The sequence below is a fragment of the Enterovibrio makurazakiensis genome, from assembly GCF_050336585.1.
Lineage (GTDB): Bacteria > Pseudomonadota > Gammaproteobacteria > Enterobacterales > Vibrionaceae > Enterovibrio > Enterovibrio gelatinilyticus.
The window spans coordinates 1-18,853 of sequence record NZ_JAKJSE010000009.1; the positions used below are offsets into that span (position 1 = coordinate 1).

General features: G+C 44.4%; 11 protein-coding genes. 3 read left to right on the forward strand and 8 right to left on the reverse strand.

The genetic code is table 11. The features are described from left to right. The 4 genes from pyrD to pepN form a co-directional block, all read right to left on the reverse strand. Nucleotides 1-1,005: quinone-dependent dihydroorotate dehydrogenase (pyrD, locus tag L4D06_RS07305; RefSeq protein WP_429738520.1), on the reverse strand; the 1,005-nt coding region annotated here is incomplete at its 3' end. 58 nt (nt 1,006-1,063) lie between these two features. Further along, nucleotides 1,064-5,881 (reverse strand): NAD-glutamate dehydrogenase, encoded by a 4,818-nt coding sequence (locus L4D06_RS07310; RefSeq protein WP_429738522.1) that lies wholly within the window; start codon nt 5,879-5,881, stop codon nt 1,064-1,066. Nucleotides 5,882-6,036: 155 nt separating this feature from the next. Then, nucleotides 6,037-6,264 (reverse strand): DUF2835 domain-containing protein, encoded by a 228-nt coding sequence (locus L4D06_RS07315; RefSeq protein WP_274162611.1) that lies wholly within the window; start codon nt 6,262-6,264, stop codon nt 6,037-6,039. 67 nt (nt 6,265-6,331) lie between these two features. Continuing rightward, the gene (gene pepN, locus L4D06_RS07320; RefSeq protein WP_429738524.1) at nt 6,332-8,941 is read right to left on the reverse strand and encodes an aminopeptidase N; all 2,610 of its coding nucleotides are present in this window, start codon (nt 8,939-8,941) and stop codon (nt 6,332-6,334) included. 309 nt (nt 8,942-9,250) lie between these two features. Between pepN and pncB the strand changes: the two genes are divergently transcribed. Next, nucleotides 9,251-10,417: a nicotinate phosphoribosyltransferase gene (gene pncB / locus L4D06_RS07325; protein WP_429738526.1), complete on the forward strand. Its 1,167-nt coding sequence runs from the start codon at nt 9,251-9,253 to the stop codon at nt 10,415-10,417. Between the two features lie 149 nt (nt 10,418-10,566). Here the strand turns inward: pncB and L4D06_RS07330 are convergent, their stop codons facing one another. From L4D06_RS07330 to L4D06_RS07345, 4 genes are all read right to left on the reverse strand, one after another. Then, nucleotides 10,567-11,232: a hypothetical protein gene (locus L4D06_RS07330; RefSeq protein WP_429738527.1), complete on the reverse strand. Its 666-nt coding sequence runs from the start codon at nt 11,230-11,232 to the stop codon at nt 10,567-10,569. Between the two features lie 146 nt (nt 11,233-11,378). After that, entirely contained in the window at nt 11,379-13,382 is a 2,004-nt protein-coding gene (prc, locus tag L4D06_RS07335; RefSeq protein WP_274162615.1) for a carboxy terminal-processing peptidase, read from the reverse strand. A gap of 17 nt (nt 13,383-13,399) precedes the next feature. Further along, nucleotides 13,400-14,056 carry an RNA chaperone ProQ gene (proQ, locus tag L4D06_RS07340; RefSeq protein WP_274162616.1) on the reverse strand — a complete coding sequence of 219 codons (657 nt, stop codon included), beginning with the start codon at nt 14,054-14,056 and terminating at the stop codon, nt 13,400-13,402. A 114-nt stretch (nt 14,057-14,170) separates the two neighbouring features. Next, nucleotides 14,171-14,629 carry a GAF domain-containing protein gene (locus L4D06_RS07345; protein WP_274162617.1) on the reverse strand — a complete coding sequence of 153 codons (459 nt, stop codon included), beginning with the start codon at nt 14,627-14,629 and terminating at the stop codon, nt 14,171-14,173. Between the two features lie 345 nt (nt 14,630-14,974). Here L4D06_RS07345 and L4D06_RS07350 point away from each other — a divergent pair, with 345 nt between their 5' ends. Beyond that, nucleotides 14,975-16,189: a PqiA/YebS family transporter subunit gene (locus L4D06_RS07350; RefSeq protein WP_429738530.1), complete on the forward strand. Its 1,215-nt coding sequence runs from the start codon at nt 14,975-14,977 to the stop codon at nt 16,187-16,189. Next, complete coding sequence (locus L4D06_RS07355; RefSeq protein WP_429738532.1) at nt 16,176-18,800, forward strand: MlaD family protein; 2,625 nt, start codon at nt 16,176-16,178, stop codon at nt 18,798-18,800. Before L4D06_RS07350 ends, L4D06_RS07355 begins: the two co-directional genes overlap by 14 nt. Nucleotides 18,801-18,853 lie beyond the last annotated feature (53 nt).

Genomic DNA, 18,853 nt, shown 5'->3' on the forward strand with positions numbered 1-18,853 from the left:
ATTTCTAACGATATCTTTAACCAAACGTGGACCGTGGTAGATAAATCCAGAATATACTTGAACAAGCTCCGCGCCTGCCATCATTTTTTCTTTTGCAGCCATCACTGAGTCAACACCACCTACACCAATGATTGGCAACTTGCCATTCAATTCTTGATGTAGACGACGGATCACTTCCGTACTCTTATTTTGAACAGGACGACCACTCAACCCACCCGCTTCATGGGCGTGAGGCATCCCCTCAACCATGGTGCGATCTAACGTAGTGTTGGTAGCGATTACACCATCAATATTGTGACGTACTAACGCATCAGCAACTTGTACCAATTCGTCTTCGCTCATATCTGGTGCGATCTTCAATGCAACGGGGACATACTTGCCACGACTATTCGCTAACTCCCCTTGGCGCACTTTCAATGCAGCAAGAAGATCATCAAGCGCATCTCCATATTGCAGAGAACGAAGCCCAGGTGTATTTGGTGAAGAAATGTTTACTGCGATATAACCTGCATGGTCATAGACCTTATCCATACAGATCAGATAATCGTCCTTGCCGTTTTCTAATGGCGTGTCTTTATTCTTGCCAATGTTAATACCAATGATACCGTCGTATTTGGCTTTTTTAACATTTTCAACCAGCGCATCGACACCGTGATTATTGAAACCCATACGGTTGATAATGCCTTCGGCAGGAATGACGCGGAAAAGACGTGGCTTATCATTACCATCTTGTGCTTTAGGCGTTACCGTCCCTACTTCAATAGAGCCGAATCCCATTGCACCAAATGCATCGATACATTCGCCGTTCTTATCTAAACCTGCTGCGAGCCCAACTGGGTTTTTGAAATGCAATCCCATGACCTGAACGGGACGAGGAGGTAAGTTTTGACGATAAAAAATATCGAGAGGAGTACCAGTGAAGCGAGATAAATTCTTGATTGCCAGCTCATGAGCATGCTCTGGGTCTAACTGAAAAATTGCCGATCTGGCGAGGCGGTACATCATGTAACCTCCAAAAAAAAGCCCCGTATAAACGGGGCTGTATTATCAACACTTTGTCGATCTAATTCAAATTTAAAAGTGTAAGTTCCCGCAATGCAACGGAGAATTTAGCAAATTCGTGGGCTGTGCCTACTTTAAACTCAGCAACAATGCTTTCCCAACGACCCAAATTCACCGCATGCTCAACCATCCAAGACTCGAGACCCAACTCTGCACTCTCACCTTTATTCATATCTTCAAGGATATGCGCGGTCAAAACACGTTGTTGCCAATCAAGATCTTCTCGGAATGAAGCGCGAGCCAATGCTTGCCAATGGTTTTCCACTGGTTGATTGGTGATTTGTTTGAGGAACCAATGCAATGACAAGGTATCGCCCAATACAAAGTACAAACGCGCAACCACATCGAATGGTTTGTTCATCTGCTCAGAAACTTGCGCCAAATCAAGACCAGCAAACAAGCTGCTCAAACGGGCAACCTTATCGGCAATTGCCTTTGGCACACCAAGAACAATGTACTCTTCCGCTTGCTCTTCGTGTTCTTTGATTTCAGCCGGGACCAAATAAGTTTCTAGGTTATCCGTTAAGTTCTTAACCGCAGGTTTATAGAACGCAACTTGATCCTCTATGCCCTTGCCTTTCATTGGATTACGCAAGATCCAACGCGATGCTCGACGAAGCATGCGACGACAGCGGTACATTACGGCGTATTGCACCTGTGCAGGCAATTGATTGTCGAGCGCACGAATGTCTTCAAAGGTCTTGTCGAACTCAAAGACTTCATTGGCAATCGCATAAGCAGAAGCAATGTCACCGACGCTCGCGCCTGTTTCATCTTGCATACGAGTGACAAAATTAAAGCCCATCACGTTCGACATTTGGTTCGCCAACGTTGTGGCAATGATTTCACCACGTAGCGGGTGCGTTTCCATCGCTTCTCGATAGTTACGCTGTAACTCTTTCGGGAAGTAAGCCGGTAACATTTTGCCAAAGTGCGGGTCTTGAGTGATTTGTTCAACCACTAGCTGCTCTTTTAGCACCATTTTACCGTAGGCCACCAGCACCGCCACTTCTGGGCGAGTCAAACCTGTACCGTGTAGTTGGCGTTCAGCCAACGTTTCATCATCAGGTAAGTACTCCAATTGTCGATCAAGCTTGCCGTCTTTTTCCAAATAATGAATAAAGCGGATTTGTTCTTTCAACAGTGCAGCTTTTTGATTACTGGTCACAGAAATGGATTCGCTCTGGCAATACGCATCATCCAATACGATATCGCCAACTTCATCTTCCATTCGTTCTAGCAATTCATTGCGTTGCTTATAGGTAAGATCCCCTGCTGCAACCAAACCATTGAGCAAGATCTTGATGTTAACTTCATTATCCGAGCAATCAACACCACCTACGTTGTCAATGAAGTCAGTATTTACCAGACCGCCATTCATCGCGAATTCGATACGGCCTAACTGAGTCATACCCAAGTTGCCGCCTTCACCGATGATTTTAGCTCCGAGCTCATTGCCGTTCAAACGCAGACCGTCGTTGGCGCGGTCACCCACCTCGGTATGCGTTTCAGACTCGGATTTCACATAGGTACCAATACCACCATTCCAAAGCAGATCCGTTTTTGATTTCAGGATCTGTTTGATCAACTCGTTTGGCGCCATTGATTGCTTACGCACGCCCAACATCTTCTGAATTTCTGGAGATAAATCGATTGATTTCGCTTTGCGCGAGAAAATACCCCCCCCCTTAGAAATCAGTTTCGTGTTGTAGTCTTCCCAGCTTGAACGAGGAAGCTTGAACAAACGATCGCGCTCTACCCACGATTTTGCTGAATCCGGTGTTGGATCAATAAAAATATGGAGGTGGTTAAACGCGGCTTGTAAGCGGATATGCTTAGACAGCAACATGCCATTACCAAACACGTCACCCGCCATATCACCAATGGCTACACAGGTGAAATCTGTTTCTTGGCAGTCAATACCAATTTCGCGGAAGTGACGTTTTACCGATTCCCAACCACCTTTAGCGGTGATACCCATCGCTTTGTGATCGTAACCATTCGAACCACCTGAAGCGAACGCATCACCCAACCAGAAGTTGTATTCTTCAGATACCGAGTTAGCAAGATCCGAGAACGTCGCCGTCCCTTTATCTGCTGCAACAACCAAGTATGGGTCATCTTCATCATGGCGTACTACATTGACTGGCGGCGTTAACTCGCCTTCAATGATGTTGTCCGTAATGTCGAGCAAGCCACGAATAAATATACGGTAGCAACGCTGACCTTCTGCGAAAATTTCATCTCGACCACTCAGAGAGTGCTGCTTTTTACAAACAAAGCCACCTTTTGCTCCAACAGGAACGATAACTGTGTTCTTAACCTGCTGAGCTTTCACCAACCCCAGCACTTCTGTTCGGAAATCTTCTTGACGGTCTGACCAACGAAGACCACCACGTGCAACCTTGCCACCACGTAAGTGAACACCTTCAATGTCTGGTGAATAGACGAAGATCTCAAAGAATGGAACAGGTTTTGGAATTTCAGGGATGTTTGAAGGCTGCAGTTTCAAAGACAGATAGTCTTTAAACTCCCCCGTCACCTTGTCTTTTTGGAAGTAGTTCGTACGTAAAGTCGCAAGGATCATTTCCATGTAACGACGGATAATACGATCATCATCCAAGCTCTCAACGTTCTCGAGCTCTTCTTCTATCTGAGCGATGATTCGAGCCTGTTCTTTATCACTAGTCTTTGACGGCTTGAAGCGAGTATTAAACAGGTTAACCAGATATTGAGCCAAATCAGCATGAGACGCTAACGTGTCTTCGATGTATGTTTGGCTAAATGGGAATGCCACTTGACGCATATAACGAGCATAAGAACGAAGGATCGTGACTTCTCGCCCTGTTAAACCAGCATTTAGCACCAAACGGTTGAAACCATCGCTTTCTAATCGACCATGCCAAATAGCCGCGAATGCTTCTTGGAAACGATCACGCGCTTCTGAAAGATCGAAGCTGTTACTCGCACTATGTAACATCGAGAAGTCGAGGATCCAGAACACATCACCTGTCGTTGTTGTTACCTTGTATGGCGATTCACCAATAACACGTAAACCAAGGTTTTCGAGCATTGGCATCACATCAGACAAGTGAATTGCTTCATCTTTTTGGAACAGTTTTAGACGAACAGCGCGAGACGTTGAAGGTTCTTCCTGTGGTCGGTAGAACAGCATATCTAGCTTATTGTCTTCGCCCAAGTTTTCCAGTCGCTCGATATCAGCCACCGCCGAACCTGGCAACATGGCTTCTTTGTATGAGCGAGGGAAAGCACCAAGATAGCGTTTCGCAATTGGCGTACCGCTATTCTCACCAAAGTTTGCAATGACAGATTCTTGTAGACGATCATCCCAAGAAGACGCGGCTTCAGTCAGGTTCTGCTCCAATTTCTTCACATCAATATCAAAGTTGTTGTTATCAACACGCACAATGTAATGCGTTCTCGCGAGCGGGCTTTCAGAGAAGAACGTATTGAATTCCACTTCCTGTTCAGAGCCAAAGTAGTTCTTCAAAATACGTTGAGCTGCGATACGGAATTCAGTGTTATAGCGTTCACGCGCCACATACACCATGCACGAAAAGAAACGTCCAAATGGGTCACGTCGTACGAATACACGCAACATATCGCGATCTTGTACCTGTACAATGCCCATCCCAATATCGAGCATTTCAGCTTCAGATGCTTGGAACAGCTCATCACGAGGGAAGTTTTCAATAATGTTGGCGAGCGCTTTCCACGAATGGGATCCTTGGTAGTAACCACTGATCTCTAGGATCCGCTGCACTTTGTTACGCAAAACAGGGATCGCATTGGTTGCCTGGTTGTATGCAGCTGAAGCATAGAGGCCATGGAAACGGTGTTCACCTATCACATTGCCCTTTTTATCAAAACTCTTTAGGCCAATGTAATCCATGTATGCGGGACGGTGAACTCGAGATTTACTGCTACCTTTGTTGATAATCAGCAATTCTTTACGAAGAGCAGTCGCACGAGCTGACTCTGGCATTGCAGATAATTTAACGCCCGGTCGTTTAAGATCTAGCTTCTTAGCCAGACCCAAACCTTGTTCACTAGACGGTTTGAGTTCATGGTCACCCTCTATGGCATTCAGCTCATAATACTTGTAACCCATAAACGTGAAATTGTGGGAACCAATCCACTGAAGAAACTCAACCGCTTCATCTTTACGTTCTTTATCGACAGGCGGCTTATCTTTCTTAAGCGCTGCAATCAATTCCTGCATTTTGGCTTGCATTGGTTGCCAATCATTAACGATTAGCGCAACATCGGTAAGCGTTTCCGTTACCTCTGCTTCCAAAGCTGCCATTTCTTTTTTGCTGGTCATGCGGTCGATTTCTAGATGGAAGACGGTTTGACGAACCCCCTTCTCTCCGCCAATCTCGACAACATGCCCACCACTGTCTTTTAATACATGCAACGGCCCATTGAGCATGAGGTGCGAAGCTATATCAAGACGATTCAAAGCCATGCGAACAGAATCAACCAAGAAAGGTGCATCCGGCGTGACTATCTCAACGATTGTATGTGTTGACTGCCACCCATTGCCGCTCAATGTAGGGTTGAATACCTTTACAAAGATCTTATCTTGTTCGAACGTATTTAGATGATGCCACAGGCTGATAACAGCGCCGTAGAGGTCGGATTCATTCCTTTCCTGTAAATCATCATCTGAGATGGGACCCAAAATCCTTTTTGCCAAAGTTTCTACGAGTGGTTGTTGTTTCTTGTCCAGTTTTTCAGCAATGAGGTGATAAACTTTCTCAAGCAACACCGGCACAATAGGGTCACGCGCGGTCATGGTTTACTCCATATATTTTTTATGTAATCGCTATGAGTATAGAAGTTAATTAGTCTTTGCGACGTATGGAGTAGTTTACGACTTTGTTAATAATTTCGTTACATCAAATAACGTTAATTACGTTCGAGTTTTTGGATATGTGATTGCCGTACGGTTTACGCTATTTGCTCGAGAGATTTAAAACGATTGGCACCATCAACAATGAGACGAAAGTTCCCTTTTAAGCCTCTTTGAGTAAGGTATGGACGTAGGCGCGATGCAGGCAGTTGCAGTGTTAACCCTTTGTCTGTTCTAACGACAACGGTTGAGGCAGCGCCCGCATAATGTTGCAGAAAGACATGGTATGAGATATCCAAAGTAAATAAATAGACATTCGCGTTCATAAAAAAAGCCGTCTCCTGTGTGACGGCTTTAAATTACTTATTCCAGCGATTTTATCAAGTGCCGTCTTTACACTTCGAGTGCTTTATTGATTTTCTCGTAAAGATCTTTAGCAAGGTTATCTAACAATGCCAGTCGTTCGAGTTGAGCTCGCATCAATGACTGACGATCACTATCAAAGCGCTTAAATTTCAGCAATGGATCTATAAGCCTTGACGCGACTTGAGGGTTAGATTCATTTAGTTGAATCAAAATATCAGACAAGAACTTATAGCCTGCCCCATCTTTTGCGTGGAAATGAACAGGGTTATTGTTACAAAATGCCCCAATCAAAGAACGCGTGCGGTTTGGGTTCTTCAAGCTGAATGCGGGATGAGACATCTGCGCTTTCACATTATCCAATGCCCCTACTGATGGATTACACCCTTGAAGAAGGAACCACTTATCCATAACCAAACCATCGTGCTGCCATTTGTCACTAAATGCCGCCATCACTGCGTCACGATTTGTTAATTCTGCATGGGTTGCTGCAGCCAGAGCCGCTGCTGTATCTGTCATGTTATTTGCAGTTTCAAAATGTGCAGATACCAATGCATTGCCTTGCTCACCAAGAGCAAGATACCCCAAACACACATTGCGAAGACTACGTTTGCCAATAGATTCATGCGTAATGGTATAAGTTCGTTGATTCAATGAATGGTAGAGCGCGCTCAATTCATCAGCCAGTGCAGTTGAAAGACTAAGCTTGATGGCATCACGTACTTGGTGAATAGCATCCACATCAACAACATCGAACCAACCACCGATTTCATTCTCGCTAGGCAGGGTCATGACTTCAGCAATAAGTGCGACATCAAGTTCTTCACTCAGTAACACGCCACGAAATGCATCGACAACTTCTTCTGGGAAAATGATTGTTTCACCCGCTTGAACACGAGCTACATTAGCTTTGATATGTTTAGCCAGTAACATCTGTCCCGCGTCCCAGCGCGCAAATTCATTACGAGCATGGACCATTAAGAAGGCCAAGTCTTCGTCTGAGTATTCATAATTGAGCGTCACTGGCGCAGAGAACTCTCTAAGCATTGAGATAACAGGATTCTCTTCCACGTTATCAAACACGAAAGTTTGCTTTGCTTCTGTAACGCGAAGAACGTTATCTACCGCCACTCCGTTACGCTGTAACTCGATAACATCACCATTTGCCGCGTACAACTCAATGTCGAATGGGATGAGTAGAGGGAGCTTCTCTTTTTGATCTGCCGTTGATGGTGTGTACTGCTTCACTGTCAGAGACAAGGTATTAGCCTTGTCGTCAAAATCACTGGTAACCGTTAATTCGGGAGTGCCCGATTGGCTGTACCATAAACGGAATTGCGCTAAATCTGCGTCTGAAGCGTCTTCCATCGCCTTAACAAAATCTTCGCAAGTCGCTGCAGTTCCATCATGGCGTTCAAAATACAATTTCATGCCACGCTGAAAGTTCTCTTCGCCCAGTAAGGTGTGCATCATTCGGATGACTTCACTGCCCTTTTCATAAACAGTTAGTGTGTAAAAGTTATTCATTTCGATAACTTTTTCAGGACGAATTGGGTGCGCCATTGGGCTGCGATCTTCTGCAAACTGAGGACCGCGAACGATACGGACATTATTAATACGGTTCACAGCACGAGAGCCAAGATCAGAAGAGAACTCCTGATCACGGAAAACCGTTAGGCCTTCTTTAAGGCTCAATTGAAACCAATCACGACAAGTAACACGGTTACCCGTCCAGTTGTGGAAGTACTCATGACCAATAACAGCTTCAATACCCAGATAATCCGTATCTGTTGCTGTATCTGAGTTAGCCAAAACATACTTGGAGTTAAAGACATTCAGGCCTTTATTCTCCATGGCACCCATATTGAAAAAATCAACTGCAACGATCATGTAGATATCAAGATCATATTCAAGATCAAAACGATCCTCATCCCACTTCATTGAGTTCTTCAAAGATGTCATGGCATGTTCAGCGCGATTTAAGTTACCTTTATCAACAAAAATTTCTAGGGCTACATCTCGCCCGCTTCGGGTTTTGAAGTTATCGCTTAACAAATCGAAGTCACCCGCGACTAGCGCAAACAAGTAACTCGGTTTCGCATAAGGGTCTTCCCACTGCACCCAGTGGCGTCCATCGCTTAACTCACCAGCACCAACTTTATTGCCATTACTTAAAAGAAAAGGAAACGCTGCTTTATCGGCGGTTATCTTTGTCGTAAATTTTGCGAGAACGTCAGGTCGGTCGAGATAGTATGTAATACGGCGGAAACCTTCTGCTTCACATTGAGTGCAATACGCGCCATCGGAAAGGTACAGACCTTCTAACGAAGTATTAGCTGCAGCATCAATGTGGGTTTCAATCTCTAAGTCAAACTCACTTGGTAATTGCGAAAGATGAAGACCTTCAGAGGTTTCTTCATAGTGCGGCCACGGTTGTCCATTAACTTCTACGCGTTGCAGTGACAGCGCATCGCCATCCAGAAACATAGAATCTGCGCCAGTAACCTGCTGCGTTATTCGGCTTTTCGCGATTACGCGACTCATTGATGCTTGAAGATCAAAATCCAAGTCGATATGCGTTATCGTAAAGTCAGGAGCTTTGTAATCTTTACGGTACTTAGCCTGAGGTTGTTGCGTCATGTCAGATTCCTTTTATTGCATAACGAATATCAGCTTGGCAGTTAAATACGCCAAGCTTATGTCTGATTTTCGGAGTAATCTTCTAAGATACTCACTAACACAACCTATTGCTATAGCTTAACTGTGTACTGAATAACCAAACACGCTAGTACGATAAAAAAAAACAGAGCGAGATCTGATTATCAATAGGTTGACTACATAGGCCAGTTTGACGTTAAATTTGCACCCTTAAATATAAACGGCCTGGAACAACTAGGCGAGAATTGCCGCGACTGCGCGAACACTCAATTCAGAGGTACTTTTTAAGGCATGCAAACGCCCATTATTTCGTCATTGCTAGACACGGATGCCTATAAGTTAAATATGCAGCAAGCTATCTACCATCACTACCCTGATGTGATCGCTTCTGCCGAATTTCATTGTCGCAGCAATGAAAGTCTTTCTGCGTTAAAAGAGAAAATAGAGTCTGAAATTCGGGCCCTATCCGATTTACGCTTTACCTCTACTGAGCTTGAATACCTTTCTACACTTGGTTTGTATCAACCTGATTACTTAGCATTTTTATCATGTTTTGCATTGAACAAAGACCAAGTAACCGTTTCGATTTCAGACAATCAATTAGCGATACACATAGAAGGTAAATGGCTCGATATCATCCTATGGGAAGTGCCTCTTCTTGCTATAATTTGCGAGTTACGTTGTCACGAAAAATATCCGAAATCAGGACCTAAACAAGCCGTCAATTTACTTAAATCCAAACTGGCTTCCTTATCTGTGGCCGATGCAGACAAAGGGTTTCAGTTCGTTGACTTTGGAACACGTCGTCGTTTTTCAAAGGCTGTACATCATGCCATTGTTAAGCACCTCGTCCACTACTCTGCACACTTTGGTGGTACGTCAAATTTACTACTGGCTATGAAACATGGTATCCCAGCCGTAGGAACTCAAGCGCATGAATGGTTCCAGGCGCATCAGCAATTGACCGGTGACTTGGCAGATTCGCAGCAATTAGCATTGAACCGATGGTTACAAGAATATCCCAATAGACTTGGGATCGCGCTAACTGACTGTATCAATATGGACGCGTTCTTAAACGACTTCACCCCCTATTTGAGCCATCAGTTTTCGGGACTTCGCCATGACAGTGGTGATCCTATTGCATGGGGTGAAAAAGCCATTGGACATTATGAGAGCTTAGGCATCGATCCGATGGAAAAGACGCTTATTTTTTCTGATGGCCTCACGATCAACAAAGCACTGTATATTCACCATCATTTTTGTGGCCGAATAAACACATCGTTTGGCATTGGCACTCAACTCACCTGTCACCTACCCGAGGTGGAAACACTAAACATTGTGATTAAGCTGGTGTCGTGTAACGGAAAACCCGTGGCCAAAATTTCTGATGAACCCGGTAAGTCAATTTGTCGTGATCACGAATATCTTGATGCACTTAAAAAGGCCTTTAATATCTAACTGTCTTTGAAGACGCTCATCATAAATCACGTCATCCGAATCCGAGCCATTCATCAGACTCATCAAAAAAAGGGCGCTAACCATTAGCGCCCTTTTTCAGTTTCCTAGTCGTACATATAAAATTGAACAACCCGCATAACAAACATTCGTCACTCTAATTGGCGTCGAAGCACGGCTTCCATTCCAAATTGCGTATTGGTTAGCGTCAACGTATTTGAATCCAACTCAAACTGTGAATCTTGTTGTCCGCCACGATAAATCAAAACAAGATGATCATTCTCTAAAAAGTACACGCCACGATGTGTAACCTGCTGCCCTTGCTTACCGGACACGCGAACGGAAAACAGAAAGTCTGGACGTAGCATTAACGCAAGTTCATCCACTCGCTCATCGACATCCTTTCCGCCAATCACATCGCTGAACCAAGCTCCAGATAAGTTGTGTGGCAAAATTTTAGTGAACTTAGCGCCTTTCAACATTAACTGATTATGGCTGAGCTTGTATTCATGCTGTTGGGAATCTCCGAAGTCATCGTTAAGAACCAACGTATTTTCGTCTAAATCGTAGAATCCTTCTGCCTCTTCGATTTCACCGTCGCTTTTAAGAAGCTTCACATCGAAACGATAATCAGAACCAAAGGATATATTGATGGCTTTATATGTGGTTTCTTCGTTTGTGTTGTCTTGCTGCTGATCAGGGCTGAACCAGTACCAATCTCCAATGAGTAAAGGAAAATCAAACTGGGTGAGGTCTTGCGCTTTCACTGGCATCGACACAGAGATAACGACAATCATTAGGCTAATCCACTTACTCATCCGCTTCCCCTTAATTTGATTACGCACTGTTAATTTTAGACGCATATCACTGTAAGGGACGGTTTTATTCTGGATTTTGAGAATATAACGATTGAAAAAAAGCGGGCTAATGCCCGCTTCTACTAGGTAAGTTCAGAATACCATAACTAGCTATTCAGCTTCTTCGCAAGATCAAGCGTGATTAACGTCGCCTCATTGAGGTAAGCGTCAGGTTCTTCATAATCTTTTGGAACATCGTCCAATGTCTTGAAGACAGGCTTGCCCAACTGAGATTGACGTTCATTCAATCGCGTAAGACGCTTTACATCCGACTCTTCTTGCTCTTTGATTCGCACTTTTTCACTAAGAGAGATCGTATTGATGTCTTTCAATGATTGATACTCTTCAATATCACTTAATATAAACGCAAACTCAGGGTCGGCGTTTATTCGAGCCTGATGTGCTTTGTCCAATTTAGACAGTGAGCCTTTAAATTCTCCGACGGTTTTATAAGCTGCTGGTGCAATGCTATCCCAAGGAAGTGCATTGTCTTCAACACTCTCACCCGTTTCAGCCGGATCGATGGCTGTTGGAAACGCGATGTCTGGCACTACACCTAGGTGTTGCGTGCTACCACCATTAATACGGTAGAATTTTTGGATCGTGTATTGAACATGACCCAATGGCTTATCAGGAAAGTCATATATCTTTTGCAGCGAACGGTGTTGTTGAACGGTACCCTTACCAAAAGATTGCTCACCCAATATCACCGCGCGACCATAATCTTGAAGTGCAGCAGCAAAGATTTCAGACGCAGACGCAGAATAGCGGTTAATCAACGCAGTGAGTGGCCCATCATAGTAGATGGCATTATCATTATCGCTGTTAACTTTTACTCGACCGTAAGTATCGCGTACTTGAACAACTGGACCGCTTTGAATAAACAGGCCAGTCAATGCCGACGCTTCACTCAGTGCACCACCGCCATTGTTTCGAAGATCTACGACGATACCGCTAACGTTTTCTTTCTTCAGATTCGCAATTTCTTTCTTCGTGTCTTCAGCCAGCCCCACATAGAAGCTTGGTACTGAAATCACACCAATTTTGGATCCTGCCTGCTCAATCACTTCTGATTTCACCGCACGATCTTCAAGTCTGATTTTGTCACGAACTAAAGTGACATTGTAACTTTTGGCATTTGCACCTTCAGGAAGTATTTGAAGTTGAACCTCACTCCCCTTGGGCCCTTTAATCAATTGAACAACGTCATCCAATCTCCAACCGATAACATCAATAACCTGCTCGGCTCCCTGAGCTACACCGATAATACGATCGCCAGGAGAAAGCTTTTTGGATTTTGACGCTGGTCCACCAGCAACAAGCGAACGGATAACCGTAAAGTCATCTTCGACTTGCAGCACAGCACCGATACCTTCAAGAGACAGATTCATCTCAGACTGGAATTGCTCAGCGTTACGCGGAGAAAGGTAGCTAGTGTGTGGATCGACTTCACGAGAGAAAGCATTCAAGTAAACTTGAAACACATCTTCGCTTTTTGTTTGGGTAAGACGTTTAATGGCACTGTTGTAACGCTTTGACAGTGTTTCCTGAATTTCAGGCCACGTTTTCCCTGCCAATTTCAAATTTAGTGCATCATTTTTAACGCGTTTTCGCCAAAGCTCATTGAGCTCTGCAGTGTCTTTTGCCCAAGGCTCTTCGCTTCGGTCAATCAACATATTTTCATCTGCATCGAACGTAATTTCACTGTCGAGCAAAGAAAGCGCGTACTGGTAGCGTTCAAAACGCTTCTTCAATGACGTATTGAAAATGTCATATGCGGCAGACGTATCACCAGAACGAAGTTGCTCATCAATGTTATTACGCCATTTTGACAGCGCATCTACCTCTACCTGCGTGAGGAATAGGCGATTAAAGTCTAATGTTTCGAGATAGCGGTCAAAGACCTGAGAAGAAAACTCATCATCCAGCGTGAACTGTTTGTAATGCGATTTTTCAAAACTGTTGGTTATCCGCATACTTGCGGCCTTGTGCTGAGGTTCTGAAACCAGCGTAGGTAACTCAGCAGTGTCGTAACTGGCCTCTAGGGCCTGAGTGGATGCTGCCAGCATCAAGCTGGCAGCAATCACGGAAAAGCGGAATCGACCTATCATGCGTCGAGGTATCTCCTTTACGAACTGAGGTGCTCCGCTTTTACTAGCATGGTTAGACCATTGCTTAAACGAACGCGAACCTCGTCCTTGTTGAGTTCTACAATCGTAGCAGGCATGTTGCCATTGCCCATATTAACGTTTACGTCTTTACCTACGACAATATCTTCAGCCTTGAGTTCACGACGTGGCTCAACTGGCTTCTTAACAAGCTTAGTATTCTTTGCCTTAGCTGGTCGAGAATTTGCTTGGTTAGCTGTTGATTTATTTGATTTTGGCGCTCTTTTCTCTTTTGCGTTGGCTTTTTTATCGCCATTCTTCGCTGCTTGCTCTTTACGACGTTCTGCAGCGCGTGCTTTGCTTTCTGCCAATGCAGTTTGAGCATGGTCAACATGCTCTTGCTCTAGCTCACCACAATCGTTGCCGTCAAGATCAACACGAACAGCGCCAGCTTTTACGCCGTATAGGTAACGCCAGGAAGATGTATATTGGCGTAGTGCCGCGCGAAGTTGAGTTTTACTGACTTTAGCATCATCAGCAAGACGTTCAGCCAAGTCTTGGAATATGCCTATTTTCAGTGGACGCGCTTCACCTTCAAGGGTAAAGCACTTCGGGAAACGTTCAGCGATATAGGCGATAACTTGCTTGCTGTTAGCTAATTTTTCAGTGTTTTCCATTTTTCTTCCTGTCTCTTAGCGCAATGGCGACAACAGAGATCATGTACGAGTTAACAAATTTAGTGCTGCGTATTATAGATACCTGTGCCTGAAAAACCACAGAGAACCTTAAATTTAGAGGTGTTTTTGCAATTCATTGACCAATAAAGTGAGTCCGGTTTCATCATCGCGATCAAATCTTGCATTTTTTGGCGAATCTATGTCCAAAACACCCAATAGCTTCTCACCTTGATACAAAGGTAAAACAATTTCTGAGTTACTTGCTGCATCACATGCGATATGACCTTCAAAAAGATGTACATCATCCACCCTTTCAACACGTTTGTGACTGAATGCACTTCCACAGACCCCTCTCTGATAGGGAATTCTCACACAAGCGGTTTTCCCTTGGAATGGACCAAGAACAAGTTCGCTCCCGTCATCGAGATAAAAACCAGCCCAATTGATATCTTCTAACGATTGAAACAAAAGTGCACTGATATTCGCGAGGTTAGCGATAAGATTTGGTTCATTTTCAACAAGCGATACAGCTTGTCGGGCAATTAGTGCATAGAATTCTTCTTTGTTATTCATTTATCATGGTATCCGTTATGTCATAAAGACTAAAATAAAACCTATTGTGGAAGTGTTCAATAACGGTACCTTGCCTATGTTTTACATTGACATCAATACATGGCGAAAAGAAACGCGAATTTGATAAAAAGTACGTGTTCTTAAGTAACAGATTGATTAAGATGCACATTTGCCAAAACACTCGAATTCGATGAAGTATCAATAAGTGATGTAGGTAGATTCAGCGCTAACTGAAGTATCCCAAGGATCGGGGCTCGATATAAACACCCCAGAATATGTGGTGTTAGGTTATAAATTATATCCACGCCTAAGGGTAACTCGAACCACCAAAGGGGAATAGACGCCATGCGCGTGCTTAAGTGCACATCCTGTGATTTGTTACTGCAACAAATCCCCACACAGCGTGGGTTCAGTGCTTGCTGTCCGACATGCGGCTCCCGTGTAATCAAAAACTCATCACTGAGTCGTTCGGGTGAGATTGCGATTACGCTTGCAGCGCTTGCTCTATTTTTACCTGCCCAGCTTTTCCCTCTCATTTCAATTGATTTATTCGGTGTGACACTCAACACCACGGTCACCAGCGGCGGAATCATGCTGCTCAACACATTCCCTTTTGTTGGCGTGTTGGTGATTGCGACGACTGCCATCGCCCCTTTGGTATTTTTAATCTCTATTCTCGTGGCGAACCTCGCCTTAAAGGCTAAGCAAGTTCGCTCTCTATATATAGCGACTTACTTACTCAAGGTTGTTAAGCATTGGGTTATGATTGATGTCTTTTTGGTCAGCCTTGCAGTTGCTGGGTTTAAGGTCATAGAAATTGCCGAGCTTTCAGTCGGTCCCGCCTTACTGAGTTTTGTGTTTCTGCAAGTGTTAATGGCTTACCTACTCTCTCGCGTATCTCCAGCTCGATACTGGGAGGCGTTGAGCAGAAATAATGTCGCCCTTCAAGACATTGAACTTGGTGATACCGACACAACATCAATCATTCGTTGCCAGCATTGTGGGTTAACACAACAATCCGACCACACGCACTGCAAGCGATGTACAGCAAAGCTAGAAAAGCGTACCTTTCAAAGCCTGCAAAAGACGTGGGCATCCCTGCTTGCAGCCATTGTGTTTATCTTTCCTGCCAACTTCTACCCGATATCTGTATTACTGAGTAACGGTAAACGATTTGAAGATACGATTTTTTCTGGCGTGGCAGGTCTTATCAAACAAGGAATGTATGGCATAGCCATCATTATATTTACAGCCAGTATTATCGTTCCCGTCGCTAAGATTATCGGCCTTCTATACATTTTGATTTGTATTCATTTGAAAGTTGATTCTGGTCGCGGACAGCGAATGAAAATGTACCGTTTCGTCAAATGGATAGGCAAATGGTCAATGATGGATCTCTGCGTCATTGCTATCATGGTGTCTCTGATTGATCGCGGTAACCTATTAGATTTTACTCCTGGGCCCGGCGCTATTGCCTTCGGATTGGTTGTGGTATTAACCATGATTTCCGCTGGTAGCCTCGATTCTCGACTTATTTGGGACAAACATGAGCAACGTTGAACACTCTCCAGTGACCACACCTCAACTCAAAAAAGATAGAAGTATTTCTCCTCTTTGGATTTTTACCGCTCTCGCCTTCTTACTTGCTGGCTGGCTGCTATACAAATCTGTCAATGAAGCAGGCGAACGCATTCAAATATACTTCACCGATGCACAAGGTATCGAAGCAGGTAGAACCGCTATTCGTTACCAAGGCTTGGAAGTCGGTATCGTTCGAAAGATCACACTGTCTGACGATTTAAAGAGCATCTCTGCCGAAGCTGAAATCTACCCAGAAGCCACTAAAATCCTTCGCCAAAACACTGTGTTTTGGGTGGTACGACCAAAAGCATCTATCACAGGAATCTCAGGACTAGATACGCTGGTTTCAGGTAATTACATCGCGGTTCAACCGGGTAGCGGGGACGTACGCAACACTTTTGTGGCTGCTGAAGAACCGCCTGTGAACATCTCTGAAGATGGCAACTTGCACATCCAGCTGCAAGCACCTGACTTAGGTTCGTTAAGTATTGGCTCTGGGATTTATTTCAAGAAAATCCGCGTTGGCGAAGTGGTGGACTACCGATTAACGTCAGACAAGCAAGGCGTGACAGTGTCACTAAGTGTTAAAAAAGAATATGCCAAACTGGTGATGAAAACATCGAAGTTCTGGAATGTCAGCGGCGTGAGCGCTGACATTGGTTTTAGTGGCGTAGATATCAACGTAGAAAATCTTGCTTCAGTTTTGGCTGGTGGTATCGCCTTTGATTCGCCACAAGGCGGAGAGTTGGTGACGCCGTTACACACATTCACATTGTATCGCTCAATCAATGACACAGATCGTGGCCTTCCTATTTCGATCGTGCTCCCTGAAAACCATGGAATCACTAATCCGCACTCTCCCATTGTTTATCAAGGCTTAGAGATTGGGCGTCTCAATGGTATTGATTTTAATAACTCGTTTTCCGGCACAGTCGCAAAAGCCAATATCAATCCTTCCATGGCATGGACACTCACCACTGGGTCTCAGTTCATCATCAATGCTCCAGAAGTCTCATTAGGCGGCGTTAAGAACATCAGCAACTTGGTGACGGGCAATACCCTCTCCATTGAACCAGGTGACGGAGAAAAAACGCACGATTTCGTTGCTCAAACAACTCAAACCGTACTTGCCAATGATCCTCGTGCATTAACCATTACACTCAACGCCGAGAACATCTGGGGGCTAAAAGAAGGCACCAAATTAATTTATCGCGGTATCCAAGTGGGCTTTGTGCATAAAACACAGTTAAACCCCAATGATGTTTCGATCAGTCTTGTCGTTGATCCAAACTACAAGCACCTCGTAAAGAGCGACTCTCGCTTCTATGTCTTAGGTGGAATTAACGGTCAAATCAATGCCGAAGGGATCGAGTTTAGCGTGCCAACATTTACGCAAATGGTGGATAAGAGCATTGGATTCACCAGCGAAGGCGATCATCAAGCACAATCAGAGTACACCTTGTTTGGGTCAGAAATTCTTGCGCGAAACGCTAAACAAGCATTGAGAGGCTTTAAGCGCATAACACTCATCGCGAATAAATTGCCGTCAGTTTCTGAAGGCAGCCCTGTGATGTACAAAAACTTTAACGTAGGCAAGGTTGAACGCTTTGAACTCACCAAACAACAAGTACATGTAACGATTCAAATTGATAATAGATATCACCATTTGGTTACACCAAACTCTGTGTTTTGGAACCATTCAGGTGTGGATATCAAAGCAGGCTTATCTGGCGTGCAAATTGATACTGGCTCATTGAAATCCATGATTGCCGGTGGAATATCTTTTGGTGAGATAGAGGGAATTGACAATAAAGTCGGTAAGCATTGGAAACTCTATGACAGTTTTACTGATGCGCAAAACTATGGCGTAAAACTGACATTTACCGCAGATAACGCAATTGGCCTCTCTTCAGGTAGCAAAATTCGCTACCAAGGGGTGGACGTGGGTGAAATCACTAAGCTCTCTCCAGCGTTTCAAGATGATGGCGTAATGATCAATGCGACTATCTACCCTGAGTTTTCGGAACAACTTGCACGCGCAACCAGTTATTTTTGGGTAGCTCAGCCCTCTCTCAGCCTGACTAAAACAGAGAACCTAGATTCGTTGTTTGGCGCATACATATCTGTCGTACCCGGTAAAGGGGCGAAACGTCAGTCATTCCAGCTACACAAGTCGGCTGAATACGCTGGTGGCTTAACATTGGTATTAGAAAGTGAAAACCGAGGCTCTGTTTCTATAGGTGCCCCTATCCTATTCCGAGACTTCGAAGTGGGTGCAGTGACAAACGTGACCTTAGGCCGCTTTGCCGATCGCGTACTGATTGAAGTAAAAATCAGTGATGATTACAAACACCTCGTTAGAAGCAATACGGTATTCTGGAACCAATCGGGTGTCGATGTTTCTATTGGCTTGACTGGCGCCAACATTCGCACGGGTTCGTTGGATAGCATTTTGAAAGGCGGCATAGCCTTTGCGACCCCTGAAGGCGAAAAGCTCGCTAACCCCGCGAGAACTGATCAGCATTTCTTACTTCATAAAACACCCAAACCGGAATGGACGTCTTGGCGCACGGCTATTCCGTATTTCTGATTACCGATAAACCATATCCCCATATAACCTGAAGGCGCAGGATTCAGGTTAAT

What these genes read in the sequence shown, in the direction of transcription:
- L4D06_RS07310 (WP_429738522.1), bottom strand. Translation starts at nt 5,881, where the DNA reads ATGACCGCGCGTGACCCTATTGTGCCGGTGTTGCTTGAGAAAGTTTAT.
- L4D06_RS07315 (WP_274162611.1), bottom strand. Translation starts at nt 6,264, where the DNA reads ATGAACGCGAATGTCTATTTATTTACTTTGGATATCTCATACCATGTC.
- pepN (WP_429738524.1), bottom strand. Translation starts at nt 8,941, where the DNA reads ATGACGCAACAACCTCAGGCTAAGTACCGTAAAGATTACAAAGCTCCT.
- pncB (WP_429738526.1), top strand. Translation starts at nt 9,251, where the DNA reads ATGCAAACGCCCATTATTTCGTCATTGCTAGACACGGATGCCTATAAG.
- L4D06_RS07330 (WP_429738527.1), bottom strand. Translation starts at nt 11,232, where the DNA reads ATGAGTAAGTGGATTAGCCTAATGATTGTCGTTATCTCTGTGTCGATG.
- prc (WP_274162615.1), bottom strand. Translation starts at nt 13,382, where the DNA reads ATGATAGGTCGATTCCGCTTTTCCGTGATTGCTGCCAGCTTGATGCTG.
- proQ (WP_274162616.1), bottom strand. Translation starts at nt 14,056, where the DNA reads ATGGAAAACACTGAAAAATTAGCTAACAGCAAGCAAGTTATCGCCTAT.
- L4D06_RS07345 (WP_274162617.1), bottom strand. Translation starts at nt 14,629, where the DNA reads ATGAATAACAAAGAAGAATTCTATGCACTAATTGCCCGACAAGCTGTA.
- L4D06_RS07350 (WP_429738530.1), top strand. Translation starts at nt 14,975, where the DNA reads ATGCGCGTGCTTAAGTGCACATCCTGTGATTTGTTACTGCAACAAATC.
- L4D06_RS07355 (WP_429738532.1), top strand. Translation starts at nt 16,176, where the DNA reads ATGAGCAACGTTGAACACTCTCCAGTGACCACACCTCAACTCAAAAAA.